Source organism: Cerasicoccus sp. TK19100, assembly GCF_027257155.1.
Classification (GTDB): domain Bacteria; phylum Verrucomicrobiota; class Verrucomicrobiia; order Opitutales; family Cerasicoccaceae; genus Cerasicoccus; species Cerasicoccus fimbriatus.
The window spans coordinates 23,493-40,255 of the sequence record NZ_JAPWDU010000001.1 but is presented as its reverse complement, the minus strand read 5'-3'; the positions used below and the strand labels follow the sequence as shown (position 1 = coordinate 40,255).

Annotated in this window: 13 protein-coding genes; 5 read left to right on the top strand and 8 right to left on the bottom strand. The window is 57.1% G+C overall.

Annotated elements, in window-relative coordinates; all coding sequences use genetic code 11:
- Positions 1 to 86 precede the first annotated feature (86 nt).
- The 5 genes from O3S85_RS00150 to O3S85_RS00130 form a co-directional block, all read right to left on the bottom strand.
- The gene (locus tag O3S85_RS00150; protein WP_343218936.1) at positions 87 to 2,579 is read right to left on the bottom strand and encodes an ATP-dependent Clp protease ATP-binding subunit; all 2,493 of its coding nucleotides are present in this window, start codon (positions 2,577 to 2,579) and stop codon (positions 87 to 89) included.
- 39 nt (positions 2,580 to 2,618) lie between these two features.
- Positions 2,619 to 3,704, bottom strand: coding sequence for a protein arginine kinase (locus O3S85_RS00145; protein ID WP_269536926.1), 1,086 nt, complete (start codon positions 3,702 to 3,704; stop codon positions 2,619 to 2,621).
- 92 nt (positions 3,705 to 3,796) lie between these two features.
- Positions 3,797 to 4,312, bottom strand: a complete 516-nt coding sequence (locus O3S85_RS00140; RefSeq protein ID WP_269536925.1) for a UvrB/UvrC motif-containing protein — start codon at positions 4,310 to 4,312, stop codon at positions 3,797 to 3,799.
- Between the two features lie 136 nt (positions 4,313 to 4,448).
- A complete protein-coding gene (locus O3S85_RS00135; RefSeq protein WP_269536924.1) occupies positions 4,449 to 4,886 on the bottom strand; it encodes a 3-hydroxyacyl-ACP dehydratase FabZ family protein in 438 nt (145 codons plus the stop codon).
- Between the two features lie 124 nt (positions 4,887 to 5,010).
- Positions 5,011 to 5,322 carry a hypothetical protein gene (locus O3S85_RS00130; protein ID WP_269536922.1) on the bottom strand — a complete coding sequence of 104 codons (312 nt, stop codon included), beginning with the start codon at positions 5,320 to 5,322 and terminating at the stop codon, positions 5,011 to 5,013.
- A gap of 402 nt (positions 5,323 to 5,724) precedes the next feature.
- Here O3S85_RS00130 and O3S85_RS00125 point away from each other — a divergent pair, with 402 nt between their 5' ends.
- Positions 5,725 to 9,156 (top strand): hypothetical protein, encoded by a 3,432-nt coding sequence (locus tag O3S85_RS00125; protein ID WP_269536921.1) that lies wholly within the window; start codon positions 5,725 to 5,727, stop codon positions 9,154 to 9,156.
- Between the two features lie 7 nt (positions 9,157 to 9,163).
- Positions 9,164 to 9,871 (top strand): hypothetical protein, encoded by a 708-nt coding sequence (locus tag O3S85_RS00120; protein WP_269536920.1) that lies wholly within the window; start codon positions 9,164 to 9,166, stop codon positions 9,869 to 9,871.
- Between the two features lie 42 nt (positions 9,872 to 9,913).
- On the opposite strand, the gene O3S85_RS00115 is transcribed toward O3S85_RS00120, so the two are convergent.
- Both O3S85_RS00115 and O3S85_RS00110 read right to left on the bottom strand, forming a co-directional pair.
- Positions 9,914 to 10,531 carry a hypothetical protein gene (locus tag O3S85_RS00115; protein WP_269536918.1) on the bottom strand — a complete coding sequence of 206 codons (618 nt, stop codon included), beginning with the start codon at positions 10,529 to 10,531 and terminating at the stop codon, positions 9,914 to 9,916.
- A gap of 176 nt (positions 10,532 to 10,707) precedes the next feature.
- Positions 10,708 to 11,325 carry a thioredoxin domain-containing protein gene (locus O3S85_RS00110; RefSeq protein ID WP_269536917.1) on the bottom strand — a complete coding sequence of 206 codons (618 nt, stop codon included), beginning with the start codon at positions 11,323 to 11,325 and terminating at the stop codon, positions 10,708 to 10,710.
- Between the two features lie 495 nt (positions 11,326 to 11,820).
- Between O3S85_RS00110 and O3S85_RS00105 the strand changes: the two genes are divergently transcribed.
- The 3 genes from O3S85_RS00105 to purQ are packed head-to-tail and all read left to right on the top strand — an operon-like array spanning position 11,821 to position 13,662.
- Positions 11,821 to 12,177, top strand: coding sequence for a hypothetical protein (locus O3S85_RS00105; RefSeq protein WP_269536916.1), 357 nt, complete (start codon positions 11,821 to 11,823; stop codon positions 12,175 to 12,177).
- Between the two features lie 54 nt (positions 12,178 to 12,231).
- Positions 12,232 to 12,594, top strand: a complete 363-nt coding sequence (locus O3S85_RS00100) for a hypothetical protein (RefSeq protein ID WP_269536915.1) — start codon at positions 12,232 to 12,234, stop codon at positions 12,592 to 12,594.
- 9 nt (positions 12,595 to 12,603) lie between these two features.
- Positions 12,604 to 13,662, top strand: coding sequence for a phosphoribosylformylglycinamidine synthase subunit PurQ (purQ, locus tag O3S85_RS00095; RefSeq protein ID WP_269536914.1), 1,059 nt, complete (start codon positions 12,604 to 12,606; stop codon positions 13,660 to 13,662).
- A gap of 363 nt (positions 13,663 to 14,025) precedes the next feature.
- Here the strand turns inward: purQ and clpB are convergent, their stop codons facing one another.
- The gene (gene clpB / locus O3S85_RS00090; protein ID WP_269536913.1) at positions 14,026 to 16,644 is read right to left on the bottom strand and encodes an ATP-dependent chaperone ClpB; all 2,619 of its coding nucleotides are present in this window, start codon (positions 16,642 to 16,644) and stop codon (positions 14,026 to 14,028) included.
- Positions 16,645 to 16,763: the final 119 nt, after the last annotated feature.

Sequence of the window (16,763 nt, the reverse complement as noted above, 5' to 3'; positions counted from 1 at the left end):
ATCTGCCAAGCCTAGAACACTTTATTGGCAGAACAAAAAAGCCGCCCCAATTTGGGACGGCTTTTGTTTTAAGTTGTTTTCGGCGATTACCCGACGGCGGCCTCTTGCTCGAAGAACAGGGCGTCGTCGCGAACCACGACCTTGATCGGTTCGCCGCGCTTGACCTCCTCGCGAAGGATCGCTTCGGCCAGCGGGTCTTCGAGGTGACGCTCGACGGCGCGACGCAATGGGCGCGCACCGTATTTCTCGTCCCAACCACGGTCGATGAGGAAGTCCTTGGCCTCGTCGGTAACCACGAAGCTGATGTCGTGGTCCTTCAGACGCTTGCTGACCTTCCTCAGCTCCAGGTCGACGATCTTGGTCATGTTTTCCTTGGTCAGCTGGCGGAAGATCACAATCTCCGTCAGGCGATTCAGGAACTCTGGCTTGAAGGCCTTCTTGGTCTCGTCGAGAATCTTGTCCTTGATGCGCTCGAAATCGCGGGCGTCATCCAGTCCGATATCAAAGCCCATCGACGTGTTCTTCTGGAGCACATCGGCACCAACGTTCGACGTCATGATGAGGATCGTGTTGCGGAAGTCCACCGTGCGGCCGAGGCTGTCGGTCAAGCGACCGTCTTCGAGGACCTGAAGGAGAATCTGAGCGACATCAGGGTGCGCCTTTTCGATTTCGTCAAAAAGGATCACGCAGTAAGGCTTGCGGCGGACTTGCTCGGTCAGCTGACCACCTTCTTCGTAACCGACGTAACCGGGAGGCGAACCAATCAGGCGGCTGAGTGCGAACTTCTCCATGTACTCGGACATGTCGATCTGAATCAGCGCATCCTGATCACCAAACATTTTCTCGGCGAGCATCTTGGCCAAGTGAGTCTTACCCACACCAGTCGGCCCGAGGAACATGAACGAACCAATCGGACGGCGCGGATCCTTCAGGTCGGCGCGTGAGCGGCGTAGCGCCTTCGCGATGACCTTGGTGGCTTCGTCCTGGCCGATAATGTATTCCTGAAGTTCCCCTTCGAGGCCGAGCAGCTTCTGGCTTTCGGTCTGCTCCATGCGGGAGAGTGGAATGCCCGTCCAGTCGGAGACGACCGCGCACATTTGCTCTTCGTCGACCATGATGACCTGCTCTTCGCGGCTGGTCTTCCAGTCTTCGATCATCTGCTCGCGCTTGGCGCGCAGTTGCTTCTCCTGGTCGCGGAACTTCGCGGCCTGCTCAAAATGCTGTTTGCTGATCGCGTCTTCCTTCTGCGCGCAGACTTCGTCAATCTTGCCCGCGAGGTCTTCGATCTCCGGCGGACGATTGAGCGAATCAATGCGCGCGCGGGAACCGGCTTCGTCGAGGACGTCGATTGCCTTGTCCGGCAGGAAGCGGGACGTGATGTAGCGATCGGAAAGCTTCACGGCGTATTCGAGCGCGGCGTCAGTAAAGGTCACCTTGTGGTGATCTTCGTATTTGCCGCGGATGCCCTTCAGGATTTGGAGCGTATCCTCCATGTTCGGCGCTTCGACCTTCACGGATTGGAAACGGCGATCCAGTGCGCTGTCCTTCTCGATATACTTGCGGTATTCGGCCAACGTGGTCGCACCGATGCACTGCAGTTCGCCGCGGCTCAGGGCCGGCTTAAAGATGTTGGAGGCGTCCATCGCCCCTTCAGCGGCACCGGCACCCACGATGGTGTGGAGCTCGTCGATGAAGATAATGATGTTTTTCGCGCGGCGAATTTCATCCATCACTGCCTTAATGCGCTCTTCGAACTGGCCACGGTATTTCGTGCCCGCAACCATCAGTGCGAGGTCGAGGGTAATCACGCGCTTGTCGGCCAGAATCTCCGGCACGACGCCCGAGGCGATTTCCATGGCAAGGCCTTCGACGATGGCCGTCTTGCCCACGCCGGCTTCCCCGATCAGGACCGGGTTGTTCTTGGTGCGGCGGCAGAGAATTTGAATGACGCGGCGGATTTCCTTTTTGCGACCGATAACCGGGTCCATCTCGCCATTTTTGGCAAGCTCGGTCAGGTCGCGGCCAAAGGCCTTCAGCGCCGGTGTTTTGACTTCCTTTTTGTCGTCACCAGGGCCACCGCTTGGGCCCGCCGGTTGCGGTCCGCCCAGCGGGGCGTCTTCGGATTCGCCGGAGAAATTCGGGTCCAGCTCGGAAAGGATTTCGTTGCGGCAACGCTCGATATCCACGTCCAGGCTTTTCAGGACGCGCGCGGCAACGCCCTCGCCTTCCCGCAGGAGGCCGAGGAGTATGTGTTCGGTGCCGATGTAAGAGTGGTTGAGCGACTTTGCTTCCTTGCCCGCCAGCGCGAGGACTTTCTTCACACGTGGGGTGTAGGGGATGCTTCCGGTTGGCTTACTTTCCGGACCGGTGCCGACTTGCTTTTCGACAGCCGCACGCACGGTATCGAGGTCGAGTCCCATCTTTTGCAGGACGTTTACAGCCACCCCCTGGCCAAGGTTGATCAATCCGAGCAACAAGTGCTCAGTGCCGACATAATTGTGGTGAAACCGGTCCGCCTCCTTGCGTGCGAGGGCGAGGACCTGTTGGGCTCTGGGGGTGAAATTATTCATTGGCTCCATTCAGTTATCAGTTCCTTGGTGTTAGTGACTCTATTAAAATCATGAAAATGCCAGCTTGTCAAAATTGAGAGGCGGCATTTGCCCAGTTTCTTCCCGCATGAGGCGGGCACGCGCGATGTCGCGGCCTTCGGTGTCGATATTTTCCCGGGCGGCAAACTGGATGTGGCCCGGCTGACATTCCAGAATCAAGCGATCCACTTGGGCTCTCTGCTCAACCGGCAGTAGACCCAGGTCGACCGCCAGACGTATGAGCGAAAGAAAATTCATAGCCTCGCTTGAGCTTAAAACGTGCCCATGCTGCAAAATTCCGTAGGCGCGACCAATTTTATCCGCCAATTTCGATGGATCGTTCTCCACGAGGCGCAAGCGGGCGTTGATTTCCTGCTCCTTAATCGTCTCGATCACGCTGCCCAGACGGCGAAGGATGTCGGCCTCACTTTCGCCCAGGGTTTGCTGGTTGGAGATCTGAAAAAGGCTACCCGAAGCGTCCGAACCTTCGCCAAACAGGCCGCGCACGACCATGCCCAGCTGGTTTACCGCGCGGACGACTTTTTCCATCTGTCCGGCGAGGACGAGCCCCGGCAGGTGCATCATCACCGAAGCCCGCAAACCCGTTCCCACATTGGTTGGGCAGGCGGTCAGGTAGCCGATATCCTCGGAGAAAGCGAAGTCCAGCTTTTGCTCCAGTGAGCTGTCGATTGCGTCGATGCAGTCCCAGACATCCTTGAAATGATAGCCCGAGCGGAGCACCTGAATGCGCAAGTGGTCCTCCTCGTTAATCATGATCGCCACGGCCTGATCCGGGCTGACGACCACCCCGGCCCCCACGCCATGCGCGGAGAGCTCACGGCTGATCAAGTGGCGCTCCACAAGCACCTGCTTTTCGAGGTCGGAAAGATTCTCAATTTCCAGCACAGCGCTCTTTTGCATCTGCGCCAAGGAGGCGATGGCCTGCTCACAGGCGGTCAACACGTCACGTCGTTGCGCCGTTTTGGCCCACCCGGGGAATGGGTGTCCCTGTATATTGCGCGCCAAGCGCACCCGCGTGCTGATGACCACCTCCTGTGGCGGTTCGGCAGCGTGGGTGAGTTCGCTTTTGCCGTCAATTAGCGGTTGTATTTGCATATTTGCGTAAAAAGTCCTGGGCATGGGAGATTCGTGCACTGGCGAGGCGCACATCGAAAATAAAGAACAATATCGGGGGCAACGACGCTGCCCTATCCATGAGAAAAGTTAGCCGACTCAGAGGTGCTTTGCAAGGCTTTCAACTCATCGCGAAGTTTGGCGGCTTCCTCATAATTTTCCGAGGCAATGGCAGCCTCGAGCGCTTCTTCGGTCTCCTTGATTTCACGGGCGTGGCGGATGCGCGATACGAGGGCGTCCGGGACCTTGCCCGCGTGCTGTGTGCCGCGGTGCATTTTGGCCAACATGGGCTCGATAAACGAACCCAGCGACTCATAACAATCCGGGCAGCCGAGGCGGCCAAGCTTTTTGAAATTCTTGGGACTGAAGCCGCACGAGGGGCACACGCCGTGATCCCGCTCCAGTGGGGCGGTGGAGCCTTCTCCTGCGGAGAGGAGGTCTGCCAGGGAGAAACCGGCCGGGTCCGTGACGCCCTTCTGGTGAGGGCAATCCTCACAGAAGTCCAACTTCTTGATTTCGTTGTTTACGATCTGCGTCAGGTGAATGGTGGCCTGCTTCTGGCAGTGACTGCAATCCGGTGGCTTTGCCATATAATTTTCCTAATTTGTTAATTACCGATACATTTCAATATCGGCACCAAATCGTTACGCATAAGGGTTTGATTTGTATTCCACACTCGCGTGTCTGGAGGTATAGTCACCAGCCCTTAGCACAAGTTGCACCAAATCACTGGCTTTCGTCAACCAGCGCTAGCACAAAGTCGATCGTCAGGGCCGTCTTACCATCCAATTTAATCGCGCCGCGCATGAAGTTGAAGCCGCGCGTTTCTTCCTTGAAAATAGCCTCAATGTCGATGGTGTCACCGGGCTTGACCATGCGTTTGAAACGCGCGTCCTGGATGCGTGAGAGCACCGGCGTTTTATTGGCCAGGTCTACCCCGGCCGCCTCCAGGCGCTTCGCCAGGAAGATCGCGCCGGTCTGGAAAACCGCCTCGCAAAGCAGCACGCCGGGCGTAATCGGGTTACCCGGGTAATGGCCCTCGTAAAAATTCTCATCCGCGCGCATGGTGCGACGGCAAAGAGCCCGCTCTTCGTTGATTTCGACGATTTCGTCGACAAAGAGGAATGGCGGACGATGGGGAATCGTGCGGAGTATTTCTTCCATCCTCCAGTTATTCGACGCCCCGATGCAGATTGCAACGGCGAATGTCGCTGATCGGCCAATATCAAAAAGGCGCAACGCCCGACCGGACATTGCGCCTGAAAATGAATTTACTACTGACGGTCGCTTATTTCGCGTCCGGATCGCCCAGTGTGGGGATGTTTTGCAGCGCGCCGGCCTCGCCCCATTGCGCGAGCTTACCATTGACGAAATACACCATGTATGAGGGCTGATCCTTGTCGCCCTGGTAACGCCAACCGGTGACTTTCTTACCGTCCTGGTTGATCGAATTGGCGACGACATTGTAGTCATCCCCCATTTCCTCGGTCACTTGGTCCGGAGACATCCCGAAGTGCAGGGCCTTGATACCACTGGATTTGCTGCTGGAGCAGGCTGAGAGAAAGACGCAGAGGAAAACTAACGTAATAATTCGCTTCATACTGCTCACCGTAAACTGACACGAAGCACTGACAAGCTAGTAATTGCACACCGGGATCACATTTTCGCCAGACCAGGCCAATCCGGCACCGGCAAAGGAGGTGTCCAGCCCATACAACCCGACAGCAGCCCACCGCAACCACGCAGTCGTCGCCCGGAGTTCGCTGCTGGTGATTGCCTGTTTGCATTTCGCGATAACCAAAGAAAAAATTTAATATTTAACAAACACATCCTACAGAGTGGCCCACATAAGCAAATTCCTCTCTAATCATTACTATAAAGACGATAACAATCAGTAATGCACTGCTCCAACATCTCTGACTACAGAAAATAATTGACGTCATATTTAATATATATTAATCGCTAATTTCCTCTTCTGAACCATAGCTTTACCCCACCCCACATGAGATATCGTCTAGCCTCATCCCGTCACAGCGGCTTCGCACTGGTCATTGCCTTGATATTAATGGCCATGATGGTGCTGCTGATGACAAGCCTCACCACCCTGACCAAAGTGGAGCTGTCCACCTCCAGCCAGAATGTCCAGGACGCGCAGACGCGGGAAGTCACCCGATTCGCCATTCTAGAGGCAATGGGCGAGGTCCAGCAGTTTCTTGGGCCCGATGCGCGCATCAGCGCCCGCCACGAGCTTTACGATTCCGACCCCGTGACGCCAGCGATCGAAAGCGTCGGCAACCCGTGGCTGACCACAGTCTGGAACGCCGCCTACCCCGAGCGCCTACCCCGCACCTTGATTAGCGGCAACGACCAGACAACATTCAACCCCGAGACCGACACCGCCTACCCCGGCAACTATCTTAACGCACTCAGCGACCCCCTCCCCGACCCCAATGGCGATGCCACCATCGCGCTGCTCTACGAGGACGCCCGGAATCCGGGAAACAACATCCTCGCGCCCAAGGAAACCATCACCAATGCAAACGGCGTGCCCACGGGTCGCTTTGCCTGGGCCGTCATCGATGAAGGCGTGAAGGCGAACCTCAGTGTCCGGTCGCCAGCCAGCGCGCCCACCGAATTAGTCCCGCTTGCCAACCAAGCCCTCGTCGCCCCGGCCTCAGCGGGCATCGAGCTGCTTCCCGGCCTGACGGCGTTCACCAGCGACAGCCCAGAGCGCGCCCAGATTGAACGCGCCATCGACATCGCGGCGCTCGACACCTTCTCCGCAACGAGCGACTCCCTCGCGGCTGAAATCTTCCACCACGCAACGTTTAACAGCGCGGGCGTCCTCTCCAAAACAACCCAAAACGCCAGCGGGCTTTGGGGCGGCCTGAAGTTTGACTTAACCAACGGCCTTAGTGCCGATGGCTTGAACCCTGCGTTGAGCGGCAACCCCATCTTTCCTGCGGCCACCAACCAAGCCGGTGACAACGGCGGCCCGACGTGGGACCAGCTACATGCCTGGGTCAACCTGACGCCCACCAACGGATCGCTCAACGCCGACGCGGCCTATGCCCCGATCCCCTACACAGGCGACCGTCCGGGCATCACCCCCGTGCTGACGCTTGTCCAGCTCCACGTGAATGTGCTCGTTTTGGAAGAACCCACCGCCAACCAATACGCGATCTGGTATTTTCTCCAGCCCGCCTTCGTCCTGTGGAACCCTTACGACGCCGAGATCGACGCCAGCTCATTTGTCGTCGATTCCCAGCTCTCCAACAGCGGCGCAACCGAGCTCAAGTGGCTCCATCGCGTCGAGTGGAGCCCACGCTCGGGCTCCAGCGAAGCGGCGATCAATTTTCCCAGCAGCGGCGCGACTCACGACGGGCACGCCTTCCAATACATAGGCCTCAATACGCCGGCCTACGGTCGCATGGCCTTCAGGCTCAACCTCAATACAAATCTCCAGCCCGGCGAAGCCATCGTCTTCACCCCCCTGACGCCAGATCAGGTGATAACAGACGCCACCGCACCGCTGGACCTCTACCCCGGCTATCGCGGCGGTTTCTCCTTTGCCTTCAAAGTGCCCAACTCAACCATGACGGTGGATCCCGCTCAGCACGAGCTAACCGCCATTCAAACCATATCCGAGCAGCGCGTTTCGGGCGTCGTCCGGCTAGCACGCAACGCAGGCGAGCTGAGCCAGCAACCCCTGCAACACATTGAGCGTCTCAACGCCTCCGGCTTTAACTCCAGTAGCCGCTGGGACCGGCTTTTCGCAACCGGCCCCCAGCTCAGCACCTACGGTCCACTCGGCTCGGCAACGGGCCCACTCATTGAGGACATTCCTGCCAACTTCTCCTACCGAGCAGGTCAGAAATTCGCGCAAAGCCGCCTTGAAGAGCACGAAGCCACCAGCAGCTCGGGCGCGGAATATTTCCGCATTCAGTGGCTGGAAGACTACAACCCAGCCGCGCCGTATGTGGGGCGTTCGCCGCTGGAATATGAAACCGGCTCAAGCAGCAACGGGGGCACCGGCGACAACCCGTCATGGATCGCGGACTTCTTTTACACAACCGAGCTCGCCGCAGCACCCGACGATGCGGAAATCCCCAGCAGAGGCGACAACGCCTTTGTCGGCTTCACCGATGACGCCTCGGGCAGCCTCAGCGCACCGCTGTTTCACCTGCCAAGATCCAGCCGCGAGTTTTACTCCATTGGAGACCTGCGGCACGCCCGCCTCGGCCTCGCACAAAACTACACACAGGCCCAGCAATACTGGAAGTGGAGCAACACCGCGCCCGCCTACGCCATTGGCAGCAGCAGCGCCAGCCCTTACCTGGCCCCCGATGCCGTTTACCGCGAGCAGTGGCCCGACTTCAATAGCCCCGACTCCGGGCCACCCGTTTACTACGACCTTTCCTGGAATCTGAACACCGCCCTTTGGGACGATTACTTCTTTTCAACCGTCGTCGATAGCGAGCTACGCGAGGGCAGCTACCTCGCCGAGAACCCGCGCATCTACTCAAAGATGGAACACATCGACGCCAATCTGGATTCCGCCACCGAAGCCGCAGGCGAGCTCTATGTCCACGGCGCGTTCAACGTAAACTCAACCTCTGTCGAAGCATGGAAAGCCCTTCTGGCTGCCAATTTCGGTGCCGAGGTGGCCATCGCCGATGGTTCGACCGAGAGCTATGCGGCCCAGGCCCCATACCTGCGCCACCCCTACCCGCTCAGCAGCGAGGCGGATCCACAATCCACCAGCCTCCCCGAAGACACTGAGTCCTACAATGGCTTCCGCACTCTGAACGCCACTGAGATCGACGCGCTGGCCCAGGCAATCGTTCAGCAGGTAAAAATCCGCGGGCCCTTCATGTCGGTCGCTGAGTTCATTAATCGCTCCCCCACGCCAACCAGCCACCTCGGTCGCACCATCGACTCACCGGAAGACTGGCAAGCAAAGGGCGCGCTCCAGGCCGCCATTGACGCGTCCGGTATCAACGACAATTTCTACGACGCCAACGATGCCAGCGACGGTGACGACGACACCTACGCCTACAGCATTGAGGACCCCGAAAATCTTTACGAAGACAACATCATGAGCACCCGCTATTTTCGCGAATTCAATCGCGATGCCATGCGGGGTGCCCTCGCCGCCAACGCCCCCGCATTCCTCACACAAGGCGATCTGCTGGCGGCCTTCGGCAGCCAATTGACGGTGAGGTCCGACACCTTCCGCATTCGGGTCTGGGCGGAATCGCTTAACCCTCTGGGCGAGAGCAATGGCGAAGCCTGGGCCGAGGCCATCATCCAGAGAACGCCCAACAAAATTAACCCGAGCGAAGACATCACGGCGGGCGACCCTATCGATGGGCAAGGACGGCGTTTTGTCATCACCAGTTTCCGCTGGCTCGATTCACCCCGTATCCACTAAGCCCACCATGCGCAGAACCATCATTTGCCTCACCTTGCTAATGCTCTTTTCCGGAGTCTACTTACGCGCCGATGAAGCGCCGCCAGCCGTCAAATGCAAGATCAGCCTCTACCTGGTTGGCGGCAAGGCCAAAGGCGCTCAAGCCGTTGCCCAAGGTGCCACGCGCAAGTCGGAAAAGTTGTATTACTTTTCCAAAGGCGAAGCGCAGGAAGTGACGGTCAACTCCGGCCAACGCACACCGGAGTTTCAGTACGCCGGGCCGACAGACTTCAAGCTATACCGCCGCACCGGCGTGGGGCCCGACGGCCTGCCAGCCTATGCCGAAGCCGCATCCCTCGCCCTCAAGCCCAACGAACAGCGCACCATGCTCACGCTGCTAGATCAAGGCTCCCGCTACGCGATGCTTCCCATCGATCTAAGCCGCGCGTCGCAAGTGCGCGACGCAGCCCTGATGCTCAACCTCGGAAACCTCACCGTTGCCTGCCTGGCGGGCGACCAGAAATTTACCCTGAAGCCGCTCGAATCCAAGCAAGTGCCCCTCCGGCCCGTCGGCTCGGACTTGCAGTTCGAAATCAAATGCGCCGCCCAAGTAGCGGACGGCTGGTCCATGGTTTACTCCGGCTCACAAACCGTGCGCAAAGGCAGCCATTACGTGTTCCTGCTCCTGCCCGAGGACGATGGCAGTGCCTACCGCGTGATTCGTTTCCGCGTGTAGAATTTCTTTGCCACCAAACTTCAACAAGGCCGATCCGGCGGCTTAATCAATCCGCTTGAGCGTGAAAAAGCGATTGCCGCCCAAAGCGCCCTGGTTGCCATCCGGAATTTTGACGAAGTAGCCGCGCGGGTGGAATTTCGGGTGATTCGTCATCCAGGCGTAGCTGCCGCCGGTGACCGGCGTCGTGCCAATGTAGGTCAAATTCCCGTAGCGGTCGACGACCCGCAACTGCCCGGCGAAGTATTGGTTGCTGATCGTGATGGCGTGATTGAGCAGACGCGCAAAACGACCCGGCTTCCCCTGCCCCGCAATGCCCATCAGATAATTTACGCGCTCATTGACACGCGGTTCCGTGGCGAGATTTCCCTGGGGGTCGCGATAAAAACCATCCACCTGCCCGCGCACGCCTCCCGCGGTAATCACATCGAGAATATTTGGCGACTGGGTATCGGCCACCTGCTCGCGGGTGTAAGGCTTGGGCAGGTCCACACTCCGGGCATGTAAAGTGAGCAGAATTGCCTCCATGGCCGCCTGGGTATCAGCCTCCGAGACATACCCCCGCTCGCCAGGGAATGGCGCTTCATTGATCAGCAGCCGCGCGACGTAGCCCTGCGCCGAGCTGGCAGAAGGCAGATCGACACTGGCCGTCGCGCAGAGCATCCATACCCAACTTAAGCCAAGCACCACTAGCCATCTAAGTCCACCGCATGACATAGGCTAAACAAATGACAGAAACCATTCACCACGGCAAGTCTCCAGGCAAGGTAACGCTTAGTGCCCATTGGCCAGGCAACTTCAACGGATAAAGCTCAACGTCACCGCCAAGGAGTTGGGGATTAACCGCCGTTTTGTCGGCGGTATTCCTCGATAATCAGCTCCTGAATACGCCTGAGCTGCAAGCCGACGACCACCTCATCGCCAATGATGAAAGCCGGTCCGCGCGTAAGCCCGTGCTCTTCCAGCAAACGCCGCCCTTTGGTGGATTTAAAGGCGTCGTAAACCACGTAATTGAAGTCATGCGCATTCAGGAAGCGCTTCACATCGGGCGTCGCGTCAATGTTTTCAGAAACGACAATTTCCACGCGCACCTTGGCCTTGGCCAATTCATATTCATCGAATTCACTGATGGTTCTTCCTCCATTTTGGGCCTGCCATTGCTCCAGTTCCTGACGGCTCTTGCGACTCAGCCGATCCATGCCGAAGGAAAATGTCTGCCCGTCCACACTGCGAATAACCGTCACCATCTGACCGTCCACGGAAACGAGCTGGCATACCAGCTCACGGCCATCCCGATCAACCAGCGTCATCGTCTCGCGCGTTAAGCCTTCCGTCGCATCCTCAACGAACGCGCTCTCCTCCGCTGGCAACAACCAGTCATCCAGATCAAAATCTTGTGCAAAATAAAGGCCCGCCGAAGCCGCCCCCAGCAGCAATATCAATAAAAACCACTTCACTTAGCTAGGTTTCCTCAAGTTCTAAGTAGTTTGCGAGACGGAATTTACAAAAAATCGGCCAGATTAGTAAGACTGCATTCTCAAAGATGCCGAAAATCAGTTCCGAAGAAACAATTAAGCCACCTAAAATGAATTTTTTTCGCGAAAAAACAACCCGAGCGTTCCTGAAGAGTAATCTAAGCAGTGCTCAGCGAAGTCATTTCACGCTAAGCTCTTCAACAACAAGCATATTCCACTAAATGCATGCCGATATACTCAATTATCCAATGACCGAACCGAATAAATACCATGAATCAATCAAAGGTCCGATCATTTGCATGGCGACGAGTCCTTGTAAAAAAAAGTCTTAATCTCCAGCAGCAAAGAACGTTAAAGCCTAAGGATTTGCCTGCATCAAAAAGATACATCACGAAACCCATGCTACGCATGACTTTCTGCATGCTTCCTACAGGCTTTTATCCCCAAAAAAAACACTAAATAACTGAAAATCAAACGATGAAAGAAGTAGATCTCAATCCTCTCAGCGACATTAAAGGTTTCATTGGCGCATGCCTCGTTGATTCCGATAGCGGCATGGTCCTCGGCATGGCCGGCGGCGGTTCGCTAAACCTCGAAGCTGCCGCAGCTGGGAACACAGAAGTGGTAAAGGCAAAGCGCGCTACCATGGCCACCCTCGGCCTGGAAGATAATATCGAGGACATCCTGATCACCCTCGGAACCCAATATCACATCATTCGTCCCTTGGCGAAGAACGATGCGATCTTCCTCTACATTGCCGTAAATCGCGCACAGGCAAACCTGGCCATGGCTCGTATATCACTCGGCACTTTCGAAAAAGGCGTCGAACTCTAAACCTCCTCACTTTCAAACTGCACATCTTGCTTCCATGCAAGATGTGCTTTTTCTATGGAAAACGAAGAACTCTACCAAAACTTTATCCAACTGACCTCGTGCCAGTGCTTCATCGTTTACCGCAAGGACACGAGTCCGTTGCTCATGCTTCCCCACAAGAGGGACCATCGAGGTTTTTCTCGTTTCATTAAAAATTTTAAAAAGCTAGTCGGCCGAATCCCCGAGCAAGATGCACAGGACGGCGGCCCCCAAGAATTGATCATGACTTGGGGCGACACTTTCTACGTCGCCCGCTTTCTTGCCCCGACACTGTCGGTAATGGCAGTTTTTCCGAAGGCAACCAACCTCGGCCTCATCCTAAATCGACTGGATAAAATTTGCCTGACCATCAACGAAGAATTCAATCCAGCGGAGTAAGATTGGGAAATGAAAGTTGGCGTAGTTCAATTGCCAGGGTCCACCGGAGATCGTGATTTGCTACATGCGCTCATTGGTGAGCTGCATGTGCGAGCCAGACTCTTTCCCCACAAGAGCAAAAGCTTTGCGGGGGCAGACGCTATCATTATCCCTGGGGGATGCTCTTTCGGGGATCATTTGCGCGCAGGGGCCTTGGCGAAATCTACACCGATACTCCAAGCCATAAAAGACTTCGCGACAAGCGGCGGCCCCATACTTGGGATTGGCAACGGCTTCCAAGTCCTCTGCGAAGCGAAGCTTCTGCCTGGCACGTTTACCGAAAACGCCAGTCGTATGCATTACTGCGATTACGAGTCGCTAAACGTTGAAGACAGCACGAAGAACTTCAGTATTCGCCGCCTTGGCGAGACCATTGAGCTACCCGTCTCTCACCGCTTCGGACGCTACTGGGTGGACGACCGCGATCTTAATTCGCTACAGACCAACCAGCAGATTTTGTTCCGCTACGCCAACAATCCCAATGGCTCCGTAGGCAACATCGCCGCCATTCGCAACCGAGATGAAAACGTATTCGGCATGATGCCTCACCCCGAGGCAGCTGTTGAGCACGGCATCCATCGTAGCACCATCGGCGCTCGCGTCCTGAGTGCGTTCCTCAAGCAACCCAAGGTCGAGCCCAAGGTGCCCCAACTCAACCCCGATGCGCAGGCGCAAATCGAGCAGTTGCTCATCAATTGCGCATCCAGCATGTCGATGGATAAAATCTACGCATACCTGCCGGGCCACAAAATGCTGCTTTCGGTCAACGGTGAGCGAACGGTTAATACGACAGATTCTAGCAATGATGTCGGTGAATACCTACACAAGCTGCATAAACATTCGGCCAAAGAGCAAACGAGTAATATGGCCACGACCACTGGCAATCATTACGTTATTACCGAAACGAGTCAGCATCTGTCACTGATGTCCGTGGCCTACCGCAACAAGGTAGTCCTCGCCCGAATCATCAAGGAAGTTGGCGGACTTAACGAGAAGCTCGCCGACATCCTGGACAAATCTGGCAACTAGAGGCACCCCCTCTCAGTAAACACAAAGCCCCGGCCAAACAATGACCGGGGCTTCTGCTACTACTTCTGCTATATACTACTACTCTGTTACTAAACTCCTATGTTTATTTTGGACTGCCCAACTTGGCAAATGTTCCAGTTTTCAGATTTTCATTTGGTGAATATCTTGCCTCTTTACGTGCATGAAATGTTTACAGCCAAATTAGCCTAACAGGCATTCCAAATATGCAGGATGTGCGCCAGCCCAACCTGCGGACATACCGAACCGCTCCATAATAATATTGCCAGTACCCAAATAAAAAGCCCCGGCCATCCAACTGACCGGGGCTCTGCCTTTACTACTATTCTCTCTACTCTGACTCTACTATGAAACTGCTTGGGCCTGCTGCATCTGCAGCTCGTTGTCAGCAATCGTGAAGCTAATCTGGTCGCCCTCGCCGATGTCGCCGGCGATCAGGCTGCGGGCCAACTGCGTCTCCACGCGCTTCTGCAAGAACCGCTTCAACGGGCGGGCGCCGTAGACCGGATCGTAGCCGCGCTCGGCGACCCACTCGCGAGCTTTGTCATCCAAAGTAACCGTGACGCGGCGGTCTTCGAGCCGCGTGTTCAAATCGGCGACCAGGAGGTCCACGATGCGCGTGATCTCTTCCAGCTTGAGCGGCTTGAACAGGATGATGTCGTCGATGCGGTTCAGGAATTCCGGTCGGAATCCTGCGCGCAGTTCCGTCATCACCGATTCGCGCACGCTCTCGGGGATCTCGCTGCCGGTGACGCCCTCGATGAGGTAGCGGCTGCCGACGTTGGAGGTCATGATGATCACGGTGTTCTTAAAGTTCACCACGTGCCCCTGGCTGTCGGTGATGCGACCGTCGTCGAGGATCTGGAGCAGCACGTTGAAGACGTCCGGGTGGGCCTTTTCGATTTCGTCGAACAGCACCACCGAATACGGCTTGCGACGCACGGCTTCGGACAGCTGACCGCCCTCATCGTAACCGACGTATCCCGGAGGCGCGCCGATCAGGCGAGCCACGCTGTGCTTCTCCATGTATTCGCTCATGTCGATGCGCACGATGTTGTCCTCGGTGTCAAAGAGCGACTCTGCCAGGGTCTTCGCGAGCTCGGTTTTACCGACGCCCGTCGGCCCCAGGAAGAGGAACGAACCAATCGGCCGGCGCGGGTCTTTGATGCCCGAACGCGCACGCAAAATCGCTTCGCTGACGAGCGTCACCGCTTCATCCTGGCCGACCACGCGGTCGTGCAAAACGTTCTCCAAGTTAAGCAGCTTGTCGCGCTCGCCTTCGACCAGGCGCGTGACCGGGATACCCGTCCAGCGCGCCACGATTTCGGCGATTTCTTCCGGGGAAACTTCCTCGCGCACGAGGGTATCACCCTTCTCGACTTGCTTGTGCTCCTTGACCTCGAGGTCCTTCAGCTGTTGCTCCAACTGAGGCAGGCGGCCATGACGCAGCTCGGCGAGCTTTTGCAGGTCGTAAACCCGCTCGGCTTCGGCCATCTGCTGACGGACTTGGTCAATCTCCTCGCGCACCTTTTGCGCCTTGCCCAGCTCGGCCTTTTCAGCCTCCCAACGGGCGCGCAGCGCATTGGCCTTCTCGCGGATGTCGGACAGCTCCTTGCGCAGCGTTTCGAGGCGCTGCTTCGAGGCTTCGTCCTTCTCCTTCTTGAGGGCCTGCTCTTCGATCTCCAACTGCATGACACGGCGGTTGAGGCCGTCGAGTTCGGCGGGCATGGAGTCCATTTCCGTGCGGATCTGCGCGCAAGCTTCGTCGACGAGGTCGATGGCCTTGTCCGGCAAAAAGCGTTCGCTGATGTAGCGATGGCTCAGCACCGCCGACTGCACCAGCGCGGCGTCCTGAATGCGCACGCCGTGGTGCACTTCGAAACGTTCGCGCAGGCCGCGCAGGATCGAAATCGTGTCCTCGACCGTTGGCTGGTCGACCATGACCGTCTGGAAACGGCGCTCCAGCGCGGCGTCCTTCTCGATATACTTGCGGTATTCGTCGAGCGTGGTCGCGCCGATGCAGCGCAGCTCGCCACGGGCCAGCATGGGCTTGAGCATGTTGCCCGCGTCCATCGCGCCCTCGGTCTTGCCCGCGCCTACGATCGTGTGCAGCTCGTCGATGAAGAGGATCACCTTGCCATCGCTGGACTTGATTTCGTTCAGCACGGCCTTGAGACGCTCTTCGAACTCGCCGCGGTATTTCGCGCCAGCCACGAGGCTCGCAAGGTCGAGTGCAAAAACGGTCTTGTCCTTCAAGCCCTCGGGCACGTCGCCACGCACAATACGCTGGGCGAGGCCTTCAACGATGGCGGTCTTGCCAACGCCGGGCTCGCCGATGAGCACGGGGTTGTTCTTCGTCTTGCGGGAAAGGATCCTGATCACGCGGCGAATCTCGTCATCGCGGCCAATGACCGGGTCGAGCTTGCCCTGCTTGACGAGCTCCACGAGGTCCTGCCCGTATTTGGCCAGGGCTTCGTAGGTCGACTCTGGGTTCTGCGACGTCACGCGCTGATTGCCGCGCACTTGCGTGAGCGCTTCCAACACACGCTTTTCGTCCAGGTTAAAGGACTTAAAAAACGCGCGCAGCTTGTCGTCCTTGTTCGCGACGAGGCCCAGCAGCAGATGCTCCACGGAGATGTATTCATCCTTGAGCTTCTGCGCCTGCTTCTCGGCGTAGGTAAAGACATCCTGCAGCGCCTGCGTCACGTAGACATTGCTGGCGCTGGTGCTGCCCGTCACGGACGGCAGGCGGTCGAGCTCGCGCTCGTTGGCGAGTCGCACCGCGTTGGGCGTAATCTCCAGCTTGTTGAGCAAGCTCGGCACAATGCCCCCCTGCTGCTCCAACAACGCCTGCAGCAAGTGCCACCCGTCAATCTGTTGGTGGTGTCGGGTGCGGGCATCATTCTGCGCCCCCATCACGGCCTCACGGGCCTTCTCGGTAAAGCGGTTAAAATCGATATTCATGCCCATTTAAGGGCAGGTTGCGTGCCGGTGGCATACTCGACAGCCATCAAACTTTAACCAAATGATGCAGAGAACCTTACAAAACCCTAATCCACCAAATAAGGAAATAAGATTGAGCC